Genomic DNA, 16,672 nt, shown 5'->3' with positions numbered 1-16,672 from the left:
TCCGCCTCAGTAAGTGCAAGTGAATCTGCATCAGCGAGCTCGAGTCAATCAGCGTCAGTGAGCTCGAGTCAATCCGCTTCAGTGAGTGCGAGCCAATCCACTTCAGTGAGTGCGAGCCAATCAGCTTCAGTAAGCTCTAGTCAATCTGCGTCGGCAAGTTCGAGCCAATCCGCTTCAGCGAGCGCAAGTCAATCCGCCTCAGTAAGTTCAAGCGAATCCGCCTCAGCGAGCGCTAGCCAATCAGCTTCAGCGAGCGCAAGTCAGTCTGCTTCGGTGAGCTCCAGCGAATCTGCTTCAGCAAGCACCAGCGAATCCGCTTCAGTAAGTTCGAGCCAGTCAGCTTCAGTGAGCGCTAGCCAGTCAGCATCAGCCAGCTCAAGTCAATCAGCTTCAGCTAGCTCGAGTCAATCAGCCTCAGCGAGCGCTAGCCAGTCCGCTTCATTGAGCGCCAGTCAATCAGCGTCAGCAAGCTCAAGCCAGTCAGCCTCAGTCAGCTCGAGTCAGTCCGCCTCAGTAAGTTCGAGCCAATCTGCATCATTAAGTGCTAGCCAGTCCGCTTCAGCCAGCTCAAGCGAATCCGCTTCAGTAAGTTCGAGCCAATCAGCGTCTGCAAGCTCAAGCGAATCCGCTTCATTGAGTACGAGTGAGTCAGCCTCAGTCAGCTCCAGCCAATCTGCTTCAGTGAGTTCGAGCCAATCAGCTTCAGCGAGCGCAAGTCAATCAGCCTCAGTAAGTTCAAGCGAATCAGCCTCAACGAGCGCTAGCCAATCAGCTTCAGTGAGTGCGAGCCAGTCAGCGTCCGTAAGCTCAAGCGAATCCGCTTCAGTAAGTTCGAGCCAATACGCATCATTGAGTGCCAGTCAATCCGCCTCAGTAAGTTCGAGTCAATCCGCCTCAGCGAGCTCGAGCCAATCCGCATCATTGAGTGCTAGTCAATCCGCCTCAGTAAGTGCTAGTCAGTCAGCTTCAGCGAGTTCGAGTCAGTCAGCTTCAGTAAGTGCCAGCGAATCCGCTTCAGTAAGTTCGAGCCAATCAGCATCCGTAAGCGCAAGTGAGTCAGCCTCAGTAAGTTCGAGTCAATCCGCTTCAGTAAGTTTGAGCCAGTCAGCTTCATTGAGTGCCAGCCAATCAGCATCGGTAAGTTCGAGTCAGTCCGCATCGGTGAGTGCGAGTGAGTCAGCGTCAGTGAGCGCAAGTGAGTCAGCATCTGCAAGCTCGAGCCAATCCGCGTCGGCAAGCTCCAGCCAGTCCGCTTCATTGAGCGCCAGTGAATCCGCTTCAGCCAGTGCCAGTCAATCCGCCTCAGTAAGTTCAAGCGAATCTGCATCGGTAAGTTCAAGTCAATCTGCGTCTGCAAGTTCGAGTCAGTCAGCATCAGTGAGCGCAAGTGAGTCAGCATCTGTAAGTTCGAGCGAATCGACTTCAGTAAGTTCGAGCCAATCTGCTTCAGCGAGCGCTAGCCAATCAGCCTCAGTAAGTTCAAGCGAATCCGCTTCAGTAAGCTCGAGTCAATCCGCTTCAGTGAGTTCGAGCCAGTCTGCATCATTGAGCTCGAGTCAATCCGCTTCAGTCAGCTCAAGCCAGTCAGCATCGGCAAGAGCAAGTGAGTCAGCCTCAGCGAGCGCCAGCCAGTCCGCCTCAGTAAGCTCAAGTCAGTCTGTATCGGCAAGTTCGAGTCAATCCGCTTCAACAAGTACTTCAACTTCTGCAAGTATGCTAGCAGACGAGTTAGCGTTGGAAAGTGCCTCGATCTCAGCAAGTACATCAGTGAGCGAATCTACTTCAACGAGCGCATCACTCTCAGCTAGCATGTTCGCCAGTGAATCGACTCTAGAAAGTGCTTCGATTTCAGCAAGTATGTCAGTGAGCGAGTCAACGTCGATTAGCACTAGTCTCTCGACTTCAGATTCTATTAGTAGTTCTGCATCAGCAAGTGCTCTGGCATCTACTTCAACAAGCACCTCTCTCTCAATGGTAAACATTGCAAGCCAAGGTCAATCCGCTTCAAGCAAGCCAAAACAAGTCTTGCCAAATACAGGAGCGTCGACTTCGGTAGCATCTGCTTTGTTGGGAGCATTGGCAGCTGTGACAGGTATCGGTCTTCTTGCTAAGAAGAGTCAGAATGACGATCAAGAAAGTCGTTGATAAGATATAAAAATCAATGAATAAATAGTAAAATGGAAAACCTTTGAAAACATGATTTTTCAAAGGTTTTTTCTATATGTGAGAAGGGGAAAATCCTCTTTTGAGTTTGAAATAAACTAGGGGAAAAGGTATAATAGGAAGGTGAGATAATCATCGAAAAAATCATAACTATAGTAGTAGAAAAGTAGCCAAAAGAATGTGAAAAGAAAAGGAGACGAAATGAAAAAAGAGCTTCAAAAAGCCATTGTACTCGGTGGTGATAATGCTTATATGGACAAGATTGAGACAACAATCAAGTCAATCTGCGCCCATAATCGAGCAGTGACTTTTTATGTTTTCAATGATGATTTGCCATCAGAATGGTTTCAGCTCATGGAGAGACGTTTAGAACCTCTAGCCTCAAAAATCGTCAATGTCAAGATTAGTCATCAAGGTTTGAAAGAGTATAGTTTGCCACTAGCCCACCTAAGTTATGCAACTTTCTTTCGTTATTTTATTCCTCAGTTTGTTAGCGAAGACCTAGCCTTGTACCTGGATTCGGATATTATCGTTAGATCAAACCTAGATCAACTCTTTTTAGAAGATATGGCAGACTGGCCAGTAGCTGCTGTCGCAGATGCGCTAGTTCCTAGCACTTTTAATGCAGGTGTCTTGCTGATTAATGTGGCTCTCTGGCGTCAAGAAAAGGTGACGGAGCACTTATTGAGTTTGACAGACCAACTGCATGACCAAGTTTTTGGTGATCAGGGCGTGTTAAATCACCTCTTTGAAGGTCGTTGGAAACCGCTGCCAGCTACCTATAATTTTATGGTTGGTATGGATACAGTGGCTCGAAATTACCAGATGGATTCTTGGTATAGGGATTCTCTTGCTGTTGAGAAGACAGCCCAGATTATTCATTATACAGGGGACAAGCCGTGGTATCAAATCAACCTCAACCGTTTCAGGGAGGACTGGTGGTTTTACTACGGACTAGAGTGGTCTGATATTGTCATGAAAAAATGTGATTTCCATAAAGGATTGGCATCTTTAGTTCAAGCTCCCCAGTATGCGACCGCAATTTTTACCAATACGTGTCACATAGAGAGAATCGAACACCTAATCCAAGAACTGCCCGATGTAGAGTTCTCTATCCTAGCTCATACCAATTTTGCGCCGGAAATCATGAACTTGCAATCGCATCTGAATGTACGCCTCTATCCTTACTTTAATCCCATGAATTTCAAAAAAGTTCTAGAAAAGATTGACTTTTACTTAGATATCAATCATGAGGATGAAATTGCAAACATTATCCAAGAGGTGCAACAAAGAGAAATCCCTATATTTGCTTTTGAGACCACTAGTCATGACTCGAGTGGTTACAGTCATATTTACTCACCAGCAGCCGTAGATCAAATGATCGAGTCTATCCGCACGCTTTTGGAATCACAGAAGCAGTCGTTGTGAACTGAAGGAAACTAAATGAAAAAAACAATTGTTCTCGCAGGAGATTATGCCTATATTCGTCAGATTGAAACAGCGCTCAAGTCTCTCTGCTATCATAATAGCCATGTCAAGGTCTATATCTTTAATCAGGATATTCCCCAGGAGTGGTTCCGCACTCTCAGACCGATAGTAGAGCAAATGGGCGGTGAGTTGGAGGATGTCAAGATGCTTGGCGCCCAGTTTCAGATGAACTGGAGCAACAAACTGCCCCATATCAATCACATGACCTTTGCTCGTTATTTTATCCCTGATTTTGTCGAAGAGGACAAGGTTCTATACTTGGACAGTGATTTGGTAGTAACGGCTGACCTGACGCCCCTCTTTGAAATGGACTTAGGTGAAAACTACCTGGCTGCCGCGCCATCTTGTTTCGGAGTTGGGGTTGGTTTTAATGCAGGTGTACTCTTGATCAATAACAAAAAATGGCGGGCAGAAGCTGTGAGACAAGAGCTAGTTGAGTTGACGGAGCGGGAACACCAACATGTGAGTGAGGGAGACCAGTCCATCCTCAATATGCTCTTTCATGACAGCTATGCTCATCTGGATCAGAACTATAATTTCCAGATTGGTTTTGACAGTGGGGCTGCCTCGCATGGACATGAATTTATCTTCCAGATTCCCCTAGAGCCCTTGCCAGCCATCTTGCACTTCCTATCCCAAGACAAACCTTGGAACACTCATTCGGTTGGGCGTTTGCGTGAGGTTTGGTGGCACTATCATCTGATGGAGTGGTCTGCCATTACTGAAAAATGGCGTCAGGCCGGAATTGACTATCCAGTCACAGTCTATCAGCCAGTTATGTCTTGTGTTAATTTGACTAACTCCTGGCATCTTGAGAAAATCGACTATCTGGTCCAAGCCTTGCCAGAGGTGCATTTCTACATCGCAGCCTATACGACGATGGCACCTGAACTCATGCTCTTGTCACGTTTTGAAAATGTGACCCTCTATCCCAACACCTTCCCCCTCTTGGTCGAGAAACTGATCCAGCAGACAGATGTCTACCTCGATATTAACCACGATGACAAGTTGAGTATTGTTTATGACTATGTTTCACGCTTTGAGAAACCGATCTTGACTTTTGACAATACCCAGTCGCGGGAACTGCCTGAAAGTGCCTATGCAGGTATTTTCTCAGCAGAAAGACCAGAAGAAATGGTAGCGGCTCTGACAGCTTATCTGGACGAAAAAACTCACGAAAACTGAGATAGAGATTTGAAAATTCTAAGATGGAAGGACAAGATTGTTCCCGTGTGACAGGACAGAAAGATAAAATGAAAAGGAGGAGCTAGTGAAAGTATTTCGTTCATTGATAGCGGTAAGAAAAGGGATGTGCACCTTGTTTTTGCTCTTTATTTATGTGCTCGGGAGTCGTCTGGCTCTTCCTTTTGTTAACCTCAATAGTCGGGATTTTCTCGGAGGAGGCGTAGCCTATTTGGACTTTTCAGTAGCTCTGACTGGTGGAAATCTTCGCAGCTTCTCTCTCTTTTCCATCGGGCTTTCACCTTGGATGTCAGCCATGATCTTGTGGCAGATGTTTTCCTTTTCAAAGAAACTGGGCTTAAACTCGGTGTCTTCAGAAGTCCGGGATAGACGGAAAATGTACTTGACGTTAGGGATTGCCTTGATTCAGGCCTTGGCCTTGACTACAAACCTTCCTGTCCAAGCTCCCTACAATCCCTTCTTGGTCTTTCTCCTCAATACCAGCCTTTTGGTTGCGGGGACCTTCTTCTTAGTTTGGCTGTCTGACATCAATGCGTCTATCGGAGTTGGAGGCCCAATCGTCATTTTATTGGCGAGTATGGTGGCTTCACTCCCTCAGGACATCATCCAATCGGTCCAAGTTCATAAGATCTCTCCTTGGCTGCTTTTCCTATTGGTAGTGCTTGGTGTCCTCTTTACCTATCTAGTTGTTCTCTTTTACCGAGCGCGACACCGCATCCCTATCAATAAAATCGGACTCCATTCTCGCTTTAAACGCTATTCTTATCTGGAAATCATGCTCAATCCTGCAGGTGGCATGCCTTATATGTATGTGATGAGTCTCATGGGCTTGCCTTCTTATCTCTTGCTCTTGCTTCAACATCTGGATAAGGGCAATCCGCTCTACCCTGCCCTACTGGAGCAGTATGCGATGGGGAAACCCTTGTGGATCTATGCTTATATCCTTATCCTCTTTGTCTTTAGCATTGCCTTTGCCTTTGTCAATGTGAGTGGTCAACAGATCGCAGATCGGATGAAGCAATCAGGAGATTACATCTACGGAGTCTATCCGGGCGAGGATACCAGTCGCTTTATTAATCGCTTGGTTCTGCGATTTGCTCTGATAGGTGCAGTCTTTAACGTTACCTTGGCTGGACTTCCAATCTTGTTTGTCTTGAAGGATGAGAGTTTGTTAAAAGTCAGCATGATTCCTGGACTCTTTTTAATTTTGAGTGGTATGCTCTTTACGATTCATGATGAATTGCAGGCGCTCAGACTAAATGAAAGGTATCAGCCACTATTCTAGGAGGTTTTGATGTATTACTTTATCCCATCCTGGTATGGCAAGGAACGTCCCTGGCATGCCGATTTGACACCTTGGTATTTTTCTCATTTTAAGCTAGAATTTGATGACACCTTCAATCAGATTCGATTGATGCAACGCCAAGGGATCCCTGCACAGGTCCTCCTTTTGTCCTATCAGCCTCATCTGCGCTATTTTCTCCATCGCCAAGGTATTTTAGAAGCACCGGTTTATTCCTTATTTGATGAATTGCAGGATTTTCACGAGATTCGACCGCAGGTCTTGCAGCTCAGAGATATTGAGTGGGATGAGGATTGCGACTTTGTTTACAGTCCCTTTACCATTCTGGTATTGAAGGATGGCAAGCCCTATGCTCAGGTGGAGCATGGGATTGAAGGTTTTATCAGTACGATTCAGTATTTCAAGGAAGATGGGCTCTTGTCTGCCAACTACCTGATGGATGATCGGGGGCTGGTTTCCAGTGTGATTTATTACGAAGAGGGTCAGGCTCTCTACCAAGACTACCTCAATCCCAAGGGACTGTGGCAGTTTAGAGAGTACTTACAAGATGGGGGCCGTATCGAAGTCAATCCTATCTTTGCTTTTCGCTTCCAAAAAGAGGCTTACCGAGATATGGGGGAATTGATTGCTGAGTTTTTTGAGAAGAAAATAGCTCAACTCCCTGAGGAAGGAGCGACCTATTTTCTGCCTGCTTGTGATCAGCACAATTCTTTCCTTTTAGAACGATTGCCTCACCAAACCACCAAGGTTCTCAGTCTTTTTATCGGACGAAATCCTCAAGAGCAACTACCTCAGTTGGCGAATTTGTTGCCTAAGGTGGACCTTGTTCTGGTTGACAGGGAGGATACCCTGCGCTTGGCTCAGTCTGCCTTTTCAGAACAAGCAATGAAGTTTCGTCATTTATCACCTTTTGATACCCGCTTGGAGCTGGGAAAGAGTCAGACTCGGAAGGAGTCAATCCTCTACTATCAACTGGACTTTGAGCAGGGGATAGAGGACCAGGCTCTCTATCAGGTCTTGCATTTCCTTTCTGAAAACAAGGATACGGAGCTGATCTTTGGAGCCTTTGCTGCTAGTCAAGAAGAAATGAAGCAGCTGGAAACACGAGTTGCTGAGATGGTCTCAGAGCAGTTTCAAAACCAGGAACTAGAGAAGGAAGTTGATTACCAAGGAGCTGAAAATCCGCTCGAGGACAATCGCCACCAGGCTATGCGTTATTCGTTTGTCAATATGAAGGATGAATCGGAGTTAATCAAGCAGCTGGAATTTGTTCGTTTGATTGTCGATTTGAACTGTCAGCCTCTTCTCTATACTCAGATAGCGGGGATTAGTGCTGGTATCCCTCAGATCAACAAGGTCAAAACAGAGTATGTTAGTCATAAAAAAAATGGCTATCTGTTGGAAAACACTGCCGATTTTGCTCAAGCGGCCCATTACTATCTCGATAGCCTGCAGGTGTGGAATGATGCTTTGATCCATTCCATCGAAAAGATAAAGGAACACACTGGAGAGCAATTCCTGATCAAGCTAGAAAAGTGGTTGGAGGAGGTGACTCATGGAAAAGAAGTATAAGATCTTGCAAATCGGTCCAGAGGATTGGCAAGATACGCTTGCCCTACCAGCTCAACTAGACTGGCATCATGTTCCTCCCAACACACCGTCTGCTATCCAGAAAATCATGGATGAGAAAGACTTGGAGCAATTTCATGCTGTCATTCTCACGGATGGGGCTTACCTAGTAGATTTGTTGCCTTTTGCATCTAGCTTGGAACCCTATACGGTTTTCTATCCCGAACAGTTTGCAAGTCAGGATAAAAACATTCAGAACCTCATCAAACAGCACTGCATGCAGGCGATGGACCTAACAGACCGACAGGGCTTTGTTCGAGACCTTTCCACCTCCCTCTTTGAAGGTGGTTATGGAGACAAGCTGAGTCCAGCTACGATACGAATTCAACCGAGTTTTCAAGGCTCTGTCTCCTATCAAGGATTTGAGCATCTGGAGTTAGAAGGAGATTTTGGAAAAAACTATACGCAACTAGCCTCTTGGGCCTATAATCAGTCTGTCCAAGCCCATTCGCCAATCGAACTCTGGCTCGAATATGAAAAGAGTGGACCAGTGGAATTGCGCCTGCGTTTGCGAAAAATCCCAGCAGGATCCGTTTCAGAGATTAGACAGGACATTCTCCTTGAGGAAGCAGACTTTGCCTCAGCAATCATAGTGGAGCAAGACTATGATGCTTATCTGAGCATTTCTCTTGAAGCGCGTGGCCAGGGAAAGGTCAACATCGGCAATCTCCACCAACGCTGGAGCCGGAAACAGTTTGGAAAGTTTGTTCTCGGAGGCAATATCCTGCATGACAAAAAACGTGAGGAAATCAACTATTTCTTTCACCCGGGGGATTTCAAACCTCCTCTAGCAGTCTATTTCTCTGGTTATCGTCCGGCGGAAGGCTTTGAGGGTTACTGGATGATGAAGAATCTCCAATGTCCCTTTCTCCTCTTTTCGGACCCTCGATTAGAAGGGGGAGCCTTTTACCTAGGAACTGAGGAATTGGAAGCCAACATACAAGCAAAAATCCAACACTATCTAGACTATCTAGGCTTGGATAGAAGTGACTTGATCCTATCTGGCCTGTCAATGGGGACCTTCCCAGCACTCTACTATGGGGCTTACTTTGAACCCAAAGGAATCGTAGTCGGAAAACCCTTGACCAATCTAGGAACCATCGCACAGCGGGGCCGACTAGAGGCGCCAGGAGTCTTTCCGACTAGCTTTGATGTCTTGCACCTTCAGACTGGAGGAGTGAGCCAGAAAGACATGAAGGACTTGGACCAACGTTTTTGGACCCGATTTAAACAAGCTGATTTTTCCCAGACGACCTTTGGTCTTTCTTACATGAAGGACGAGGATATGGATAGTGGTGCCTATGACCAGCTAGTGGAGACTCTTTGCCAGACAGGAGCTAAGGTTTTGTCAAAAGGGACAGCAGGTCGACACAACGATGACACAGGAACAAACGTTGCCTGGTTTATTCATTTTTATAAGATGATACTAGAAGAATACGGAAGAGGTGAGACATGATTATCATCAAGAGAGAGGATATTAGGTGGGGCGAGATGGGAGCCACTTATCTTTACGGGAGCCAGATCACCTATCATGCGGACGGTCATGTTACACTGAAAAACCCTTTGCTGGCTTCAGGTGAAACCCTTAAAACCTGGTATTCTAGTGTCAACTACCAGGCTACTAGAAGTCAACCTAGCCTCCCTCTTCTCAAGAAAAATTACATCTACCGTCTATCTATGAAGATGCAGGTTCAACCGGCCAATGGCCTCTATCTCAAACTGACCTTTTTAAACCGTTATGAAGAAATTATCGAGGAGAAGATTGAAAGACAATTTTCCTTTAGCTTCACCTATCCTGAAACGGCCTACACCTATCGCCTTTCCTTGATTAGTGCAGGTTTTGAGGCTCTTGACTTTGTTTCGTTTTCTATTAAGGAGGATGCTGTTGTTTAATCGTTTGTATCAAGAAAGACAACTGAGAAAGGTCAAGAAACTTTTAAGCCAAATCAACGCCCTCAAAGAAGAGATGGCAGCTCTCCGTGATGAGGAAATGGCTACAAAGACAGAGGAGTTTCGCCAGCGCCTTGCTCAGGGAGCAACCTTGGATGAGCTATTGGTAGAAGCCTATGCCCTTGTTCGTGAGGCCGATAAACGGGTCTTGGGTCTCTTTCCCTATGATGTGCAAGTCATGGGAGCCATTGTAATCCACCAAGGAAATGTGGCTGAGATGAATACGGGTGAAGGCAAGACCTTGACTGCAACCATGCCCCTCTACCTCAATGCCCTAACGGGAAAGGGCAGCATGCTGGTCACGACTAATGACTATCTGGCTAGACGGGACGCAAGTGAAATGGGTCCAGTCTACCAATTTTTAGGTTTAACTGTTGGACTGCCCTTTTCAGAGGATCCAAAGGAGGACTTGACTGCCGAAGAGAAAAGAAAGATCTACACCTCAGATATCGTCTACACGACCAATAGTGTACTGGGCTTTGACTATCTCAATGACAATCTTGCCTCCACTCGTGAGGGGAAATTCCTGCCTCCCTTTAACTATGTCATCATTGATGAGATCGATGACATTCTACTCGATAGTGCCCAAACTCCCTTGATTATCGCAGGTTCTCCCCGTGTCCAGTCTAACTATTATGGGATGATTGATACCCTAGTGACGACCTTGGTTGAGGGAGAGGACTACATCTACAAGGAAGAAAAAGACCAGGTTTGGTTAACCCGAAAGGGGGCCCAGACGGTTGAAGCTTTCTTAGGAATTGATCATCTCTACAAGGAAGAGTACGCCAGTTATGTTCGGCATCTAGTCTATGCTCTCAGAGCTCATACGCTCTTTACCAAGGACAAGGACTACCTGGTTCGAGGTCAAGAAATGGTCTTGTTAGACAAGGGAACAGGTCGCCTGATGGAAATGACCAAACTTCAAGGAGGTCTCCATCAAGCCATCGAAGCCAAGGAACATGTGAAGCTCTCTCCTGAAACCAGAGCCATGGCTTCAATCACCTACCAGAGTCTCTTTAAAATGTTTCGCAAAATCTCAGGTATGACAGGAACGGGAAAGGTGGCAGAGAAAGAATTTTTCGAAACCTACCATATGGCTGTCATTCGCATCCCGACCAATCGCCCACTTAGGCGGATTGACCATCCGGACAATCTCTATGTGACCCTCCCTGAGAAAGTCTATGCTTCTCTCGATGCTATCAAGACCTATCACGCCAAAGGCAATCCTCTCCTGATCTTTGTCGGATCTGTAGAAATGTCCCAGCTTTATTCGTCCTTGCTCTTGCGAGAGGGGATTTCCCACAATGTCCTCAATGCCAATCATGCGGCGCGTGAAGCCCAGATCATCGCAGAGTCTGGACAGATGGGGGCAGTGACAGTTGCGACTTCTATGGCAGGTCGAGGGACAGATATCAAACTCGGTCCAGGAGTCGCAGAATTGGGCGGTTTGATTGTGATTGGTACCGAGCGGATGGAGAGCCGACGGATTGACCTGCAAATCAGAGGTCGTTCTGGCCGCCAGGGCGATCCAGGTATGTCACAATTTTTCGTGTCGCTTGAAGATGATGTGATCAAAAAGTTCGGGCCATCTTGGGTTCACGACCTGTATCAAGACTACCAAGTCGAAGATAGTAGCAATCCCATTCTACTCAAGGCTCGCAAGTACCGCAATCTCGTCAGAAAAGCTCAAGAGGCTAGTGATAGTGCCAGTCGCTCAGCTCGCAGACAAACCTTAGAGTATGCGGAAAGCGTCAATATCCAGCGTCAGATGGTCTACCAAGAAAGAGATCGTTTGCTGGATGGAAGCCGTGATCTAGAGCATATCCTTGAGGATATACTGGCAGACTATACCAAACAAATCTCAGAAAAAGCCTATAGCAGCCCCCAAGAACTCTTTCACTTCATCGTGACCAATATTAGCTTTGGGATGAGAGAATTGCCGGCTGATCTGGATTTTGCTGATGCAGATCAGATTCGGGAGTTACTAGAGAAAATAATATCCAAGGAAATCGCAGCTAAAAAGGAAGTTCTCCAACCTCACCAGCTCTATGATTCTTTTCTGAGAATATCCATGCTCAAGGCTATTGATGACAACTGGGTTGAGCAAGTCGACTATCTCCAACAGCTCAGTCTAGCAATCGGGAGCCAGTCTGCTTCTCAAAAGAACCCTATCGTAGAGTACTATCAGGAGGCCTATGCTGGCTTTGAAACCATGAAGCAACAAATCCGTACAGATATGGTACGCAATCTTCTCATGGGGATTGTGGAAGTAACGCCCAAAGGTGAGATTCTCACCCATTTTCCATAAAAAGAGGATCATATGACAATTTACAATATAAATCTAGGAATCGGTTGGGCGAGCAGTGGTGTCGAGTATGCCCAGGCTTACCGAGCAGGGATTTTTAGAAGTTTAGACCTAGCATCTAAGTTTATCTTTATCGACTTGATTTTAGCAGACAATATCCAGCATTTAACGGCCAATATCGGCTTTGCGGATGATCAGGTAATCTGGCTTTACAATCATTTTACAGATATCAGGCTAGCACCGACCAGTGTTACAGTTGACGAAGTCTTGGCCTCTTTTGGTGGCCTTGAGAGTCATAGGGAGCAAGATGGCAAAGTCTTGCGCGTCTACTTTTCAGATGAGGATAAGTTTGTGACCTGCTACTTGGTAGACTCGGCTAAGAATCTGGTGCAGCATGCAGAGTATGTGTTTGGGGGGAACTTGATTCGCAAGGATTATTTCTCCTACACGCGTTACTGTACAGAATATTTCGCGCCCAAAGACCAGGTGGCTAGGCTCTATCAACGAAGCTTTTTCAATGAAGATGGCAGCACTGCTTACGATATCTTGCTGACTGAAGGCCAGGAAGAGGTCTATCGATTTAAGGACCGGATTCTGTACGGAAAACCAGCCTTTATGCGCTATTTTATGCAAAGTTTGAACTTGAGCAAGTCTGATTTGGTCATCTTGGACAGGGAAACTGGGATTGGTCAGGCTGTTTTTGAAGAAGCACAAAAGGCCCATCTAGCAGTTGTCGTTCACGCAGAGCACTATAGTGAAAATGCTAGCAACGGAGACTATATCCTTTGGAATAACTACTATGAGTATCAATTTACAAATGCGGACAAGGTCGACTGCTTTATCGTATCCACGGATCGGCAGAAGGAAGTTCTCGAAGGTCAATTTGCCCAGTATAGTCAGCATCGTCCACGAATCGTCACGATTCCTGTAGGGAGCATAGATCAGTTGACCGAGCCTGCTAGGGAACGCAAGCCCTTTTCTCTCATTACTGCTTCGCGTCTGGCTAAGGAAAAACACATCGACTGGCTCGTCAAGGCGGTTATCCAAGCGCATCAAGTCCTCCCAGAGCTCACCTTTGACATTTATGGCAGTGGGGGTGAAGAATCCCTTTTAAGGGAAATCATCATGGCTCACCAGGCGGAAAACTATATCCAGCTCAAGGGACATGCAGACCTATCTCAGATCTATCACCAGTATGAAGTCTATCTGACAGCCTCTACCAGTGAGGGATTTGGTCTGACCTTGATGGAGGCAGTTGGGTCAGGCTTGCCCTTGATTGGTTTTGATGTACCTTATGGAAACCAAACCTTTATTAGGGACGGTCAAAATGGCTACTTGATCCCAAGTTCGGATGACCATGTTGAAACGGCGATTAAAAGGGCCTTTGCAGAAAAAATCTGCCAGCTCTATCAGGAAAATCATTTGCCAGCTATGCGAACAGCATCTTATGACCTAGCGAGAGAATTTTTATCAGATAAGGTAAGGGACAAGTGGAAGAAAACGATAGAGGAGGTCCTGCATGATTCAACTATTTGATCGATATGGCCAGGAAAGCCGAGATTTACATGAAAGTCTAGAAGTTGCTGGTCTGTCCCATGTCACGGTTGTGATCGAGCCAGATGGCTTTCTCCCAGATGGGATTCTTTCTCCCTTTACCTACTATTTAGGTTACGAGTCGGGAAAAGCTCTTTATTTCAACCAAGTAGCCGTACCTGAGTTTTGGGAGATTGCGGGCAATAACCAGTTTGCGCATATCCTAGAGGATTCTCGGGAGAGGGGCGTGATTCACTATGTGGATGCTCCTCAGGCCCGTTTGGTCAAGCAAGTCGACTGGAAGGACCTATCCGGTCGCATCTACCAAGCAGACCATTATAACCGATACGGAGTCTGCTTTGCCAAGACCACTTATAGTGTGGATGGACAGGCTATCCTGACCAAGTATCAGGATGCAAGGGGACAAGAAATTGTCCTAGAAAATCATGTGACAGGCGATATCCTCCTAACCTTGCCCGGACAAGCCCTGCGCCATTTTAAAAATCGAGTGGAGTTCACGATCTTCTTTTTGCAAGATTTGGGAATCGACACTCGCCACCTTCTCTTTAACACTCTAGCTACCTCTTTCTTGGTCTCATACCATTATCCAGACAAGACTGGACAGGATATCTTAGTCTGGCAAGAACCGCTAGATGATTGTCTTCCTGGAAATATGCAGCTGTTCTTGGAGCAAGAGGGGCTGAGAGCCAAGCAGATCCTCATACCAGATAAGGCTACCTATGAACAGGCCTTGGTCTTGACCAATCCAGCCTATCATGACAAGTTTGTCCATCTAGGTTATCATTATCAGTTCAAAAGAGAAAATTTCGTTCGGCCAGATGCCTTGATCGTTACCAACTCAGATCAGATCGAACATATCGAAACCCTGATTGAGTCCTTGCCAATGGTGACCTTCCGAATCGCGGCAGTGACTGAAATGTCGTCCAAGTTGCTGACCTTGCTTTCCTATCCCAATGTCGTTCTCTATCAAAACGCCAGTCCGCAAAAGATTCGAGAACTCTACCAGCTGTCGGATCTCTATCTAGATATCAATTACGGAAACGAGCTTTTGGATGCTGTCCGTCAAGCCTTCGAGCACAATATGCTTATCCTAGCCTTTGATCAGACAGCTCATAACAGACCTTACACAGCTCCAGAACACCTCTTTGATGTGCAGGCTGTTGGAGACATGATTGCGAAGATTCAAGAAGCTCTCAGCAGTCTTGACAAGATGGGCCAAGCCCTTGGACATCAAGGTCGTCATGCCAACTATGTGAACTTGGCTACTTACCAAGAGAGGATGGAAAGGATAATAGGGGAAGGACATGACTAAAAAAGATTTATTTTACAAGGATGTCGAAGGACGCATGGAAGAGTTAAAGCAAGGAGCGCTTAAGAAAGAAAAGCCTACCCGAGGAGAAAAGATCAGTAAAACCTTCTCCATTTTACTCGGAATGCTCATCCTTCTTACCCTGATCTTTACATTATTAGGAATCTTGAGGTGAAAATGATGGAAGTTTTGATGATTGTAGGAATAATCCTAGCCATCGCCTTGATTGTCCTGGTTCTCATCCAACCTCGCCAAAGCCAACTCTTTTCCATGGATGCGACCAGCAATATCGGAAAACCAGGCTACTGGCAGAACAAGCGCTTGGTAAAAATGGTGACCCTATTGATTAGCCTAGCCTTGTTTGTCTTGCTCCTCGTTTTTATGATGGTGACCTATCAGTAAGAAGCGGTACCATTCACAGATAAAGGATACTAGAGACGGGAAAATACATCTAAACCGGAGGGAAATATGGAACAACAGATTAATGAAAAAATTATCGAAATCGTGCATCAAGCCAACGATATGATCCCAGTTGAGTGGGATGACTTGTATCCCTTCTACCAAGCAGGCTACATTCCTTGCGGATATGCGGGTGGACAATATAAAGTCTTCTAGCTTGGATTGTTATAAAAGTAAATCTAACTGTTGAAAGAGTCTGTGAAATTTTAAATACGGCTAGTCGTGATAGGGATTCAGGTTCTACAGAAGATATCCCTGTTTTGATGATTCCAAGGGCAATGGTTAAATAAACTTTCCTTCCAAATGCAAAACAAAAGAACCTCAGAGGAATTCTCTGAGGTTCTTTGCGTTCTAGTTTCCATATTTTTGGTAAAAATCGACCTTGACTTGGATAAAGGTTTCGGCTTCGCGTAGTAGCTGCAGGAGGGTAGCACGGGTTTCAAACTCCTCGCGTGTTTTCGGGAGACTCCGATTGCGGAAGACTTGCAGATAGCGTTCGATGTCATCAAGTAGGTCATGAGCAGGATTGGTCTGGCTTAACTGGGCAGCAATCTTCGAAAAGATCTGGGCCAAGATCAAACTTTCACTTGCGGCCAGATGGCAGGTATTGATCTGCTGGGCCATATTTCGCAGGATGCGACTTTGTCGCTGTCTCATCTCAAAGTAGTGGATATGGTAGTCCGTTTGGTGAAAGAGATGGTCCGAGTGATCCAAGTAGACTAGTTTGAGAGCTTCATCGAGGAGCTTATCTAATTGGTCAACGAGTTGGGCTTGATTTCGCCCGTCTCCTCTTGACAGATAGTATTTAAAGCGAAGCAGGATGTCTTTTAACTTTTCTTCGACCTGAAGGTGGTAGCTTTGGATGGCTTTTTCACGAGAGGGCATATAAAGGTTGACCAATAGAGCAAAGCTTGTCCCGATGAGAAAGAGGAGGACTTCATTGAGTAAGAGATCTGGAGAAGTAGACTCCTGTACCAAGAGATGACTGACCAAGACACTGCTAGGGGTGATGCCGATTTCCCAGCCCATTTTATAGGCAAGAGGGACATAGAGAGCCAGATAGAGGCCTAGGCTCCAGATGTGAAAGCCTGTCAGCTGAAAGGCTAGAACACCGATAGCGAGCGCTAGGAGCATGGAAAAGAGGCGGTTACGTGCTAATTTCAGCGTGCTTCTGCGCGTGTCGGAGAGGCTTAAGAGAGCGATAATTCCAGCTGAAACTGCTGATGATAAATCTAAAAAATAAGCGAGAAAACAAGCGAGACAGGTCGCTAAGATCAGTTTTGTCGTACGTTGAGTGAGGGACATGAAA

The 16,672-nt window shown here is 46.0% G+C and carries 13 protein-coding genes and 1 pseudogene; 13 read left to right on the top strand and 1 reads right to left on the bottom strand.

Annotated elements, in window-relative coordinates:
* From M1G01_RS05360 to M1G01_RS05300, 13 genes and pseudogenes are all read left to right on the top strand, one after another.
* On the top strand, nucleotides 1-2,145 hold a 2,145-nt coding region (locus M1G01_RS05360), incomplete at its 5' end, for an LPXTG cell wall anchor domain-containing protein (RefSeq protein ID WP_247931336.1).
* A 219-nt stretch (nucleotides 2,146-2,364) separates the two neighbouring features.
* A complete protein-coding gene (locus tag M1G01_RS05355) occupies nucleotides 2,365-3,591 on the top strand; it encodes a glycosyltransferase (RefSeq protein WP_247931335.1) in 1,227 nt (408 codons plus the stop codon).
* A gap of 15 nt (nucleotides 3,592-3,606) precedes the next feature.
* The gene (locus M1G01_RS05350) at nucleotides 3,607-4,836 is read left to right on the top strand and encodes a glycosyltransferase (RefSeq protein WP_247931334.1); all 1,230 of its coding nucleotides are present in this window, start codon (nucleotides 3,607-3,609) and stop codon (nucleotides 4,834-4,836) included.
* A gap of 85 nt (nucleotides 4,837-4,921) precedes the next feature.
* Nucleotides 4,922-6,139, top strand: a complete 1,218-nt coding sequence (secY2, locus tag M1G01_RS05345) for an accessory Sec system protein translocase subunit SecY2 (protein ID WP_247931333.1) — start codon at nucleotides 4,922-4,924, stop codon at nucleotides 6,137-6,139.
* Between the two features lie 9 nt (nucleotides 6,140-6,148).
* Nucleotides 6,149-7,729, top strand: coding sequence for an accessory Sec system protein Asp1 (asp1, locus tag M1G01_RS05340; RefSeq protein WP_247931332.1), 1,581 nt, complete (start codon nucleotides 6,149-6,151; stop codon nucleotides 7,727-7,729).
* Nucleotides 7,713-9,242: an accessory Sec system protein Asp2 gene (asp2, locus tag M1G01_RS05335; protein WP_247931331.1), complete on the top strand. Its 1,530-nt coding sequence runs from the start codon at nucleotides 7,713-7,715 to the stop codon at nucleotides 9,240-9,242. Before asp1 ends, asp2 begins: the two co-directional genes overlap by 17 nt.
* Nucleotides 9,239-9,679, top strand: a complete 441-nt coding sequence (gene asp3, locus M1G01_RS05330) for an accessory Sec system protein Asp3 (protein WP_084860244.1) — start codon at nucleotides 9,239-9,241, stop codon at nucleotides 9,677-9,679. The genes asp2 and asp3 overlap by 4 nt, the downstream gene beginning before the upstream one ends.
* Nucleotides 9,672-12,044 (top strand): accessory Sec system translocase SecA2, encoded by a 2,373-nt coding sequence (gene secA2 / locus M1G01_RS05325; RefSeq protein ID WP_247931330.1) that lies wholly within the window; start codon nucleotides 9,672-9,674, stop codon nucleotides 12,042-12,044. Before asp3 ends, secA2 begins: the two co-directional genes overlap by 8 nt.
* 12 nt (nucleotides 12,045-12,056) lie before the next feature.
* Nucleotides 12,057-13,577 carry an accessory Sec system glycosyltransferase GtfA gene (gtfA, locus tag M1G01_RS05320; RefSeq protein ID WP_247931329.1) on the top strand — a complete coding sequence of 507 codons (1,521 nt, stop codon included), beginning with the start codon at nucleotides 12,057-12,059 and terminating at the stop codon, nucleotides 13,575-13,577.
* The gene (gene gtfB, locus M1G01_RS05315; protein ID WP_247931328.1) at nucleotides 13,561-14,907 is read left to right on the top strand and encodes an accessory Sec system glycosylation chaperone GtfB; all 1,347 of its coding nucleotides are present in this window, start codon (nucleotides 13,561-13,563) and stop codon (nucleotides 14,905-14,907) included. The genes gtfA and gtfB overlap by 17 nt, the downstream gene beginning before the upstream one ends.
* Complete coding sequence (asp4, locus tag M1G01_RS05310) at nucleotides 14,900-15,079, top strand: accessory Sec system protein Asp4 (protein WP_033583412.1); 180 nt, start codon at nucleotides 14,900-14,902, stop codon at nucleotides 15,077-15,079. The genes gtfB and asp4 overlap by 8 nt, the downstream gene beginning before the upstream one ends.
* Nucleotides 15,080-15,081: 2 nt before the next feature.
* Entirely contained in the window at nucleotides 15,082-15,306 is a 225-nt protein-coding gene (asp5, locus tag M1G01_RS05305) for an accessory Sec system protein Asp5 (protein WP_025169030.1), read from the top strand.
* Nucleotides 15,307-15,372: 66 nt separating this feature from the next.
* Nucleotides 15,373-15,456: pseudogene (locus M1G01_RS05300) on the top strand (TIGR01741 family protein); the annotation flags it as partial.
* A 258-nt stretch (nucleotides 15,457-15,714) separates the two neighbouring features.
* Here M1G01_RS05300 and M1G01_RS05295 read toward each other — a convergent pair.
* Complete coding sequence (locus M1G01_RS05295) at nucleotides 15,715-16,668, bottom strand: aromatic acid exporter family protein (protein ID WP_247931327.1); 954 nt, start codon at nucleotides 16,666-16,668, stop codon at nucleotides 15,715-15,717.
* Nucleotides 16,669-16,672: the final 4 nt, after the last annotated feature.

The organism is Streptococcus oralis (assembly GCF_023110055.1).
In the GTDB taxonomy this organism is placed as follows: domain Bacteria; phylum Bacillota; class Bacilli; order Lactobacillales; family Streptococcaceae; genus Streptococcus; species Streptococcus oralis_BY.
The sequence above is the reverse complement of the archived record's forward strand: the minus strand, read 5'-3'. Positions and strand labels throughout refer to the sequence as shown.

Excerpts from the sequence above, each read along its gene's own strand:
- M1G01_RS05355 (WP_247931335.1), top strand. The coding sequence starts at position 2,365 with ATGAAAAAAGAGCTTCAAAAAGCCATTGTACTCGGTGGTGATAATGCT.
- M1G01_RS05350 (WP_247931334.1), top strand. The coding sequence starts at position 3,607 with ATGAAAAAAACAATTGTTCTCGCAGGAGATTATGCCTATATTCGTCAG.
- asp1 (WP_247931332.1), top strand. The coding sequence starts at position 6,149 with ATGTATTACTTTATCCCATCCTGGTATGGCAAGGAACGTCCCTGGCAT.
- asp2 (WP_247931331.1), top strand. The coding sequence starts at position 7,713 with ATGGAAAAGAAGTATAAGATCTTGCAAATCGGTCCAGAGGATTGGCAA.
- asp3 (WP_084860244.1), top strand. The coding sequence starts at position 9,239 with ATGATTATCATCAAGAGAGAGGATATTAGGTGGGGCGAGATGGGAGCC.
- gtfA (WP_247931329.1), top strand. The coding sequence starts at position 12,057 with ATGACAATTTACAATATAAATCTAGGAATCGGTTGGGCGAGCAGTGGT.
- gtfB (WP_247931328.1), top strand. The coding sequence starts at position 13,561 with ATGATTCAACTATTTGATCGATATGGCCAGGAAAGCCGAGATTTACAT.
- asp4 (WP_033583412.1), top strand. The coding sequence starts at position 14,900 with ATGACTAAAAAAGATTTATTTTACAAGGATGTCGAAGGACGCATGGAA.
- asp5 (WP_025169030.1), top strand. The coding sequence starts at position 15,082 with ATGATGGAAGTTTTGATGATTGTAGGAATAATCCTAGCCATCGCCTTG.
- M1G01_RS05295 (WP_247931327.1), bottom strand. The coding sequence starts at position 16,668 with ATGTCCCTCACTCAACGTACGACAAAACTGATCTTAGCGACCTGTCTC.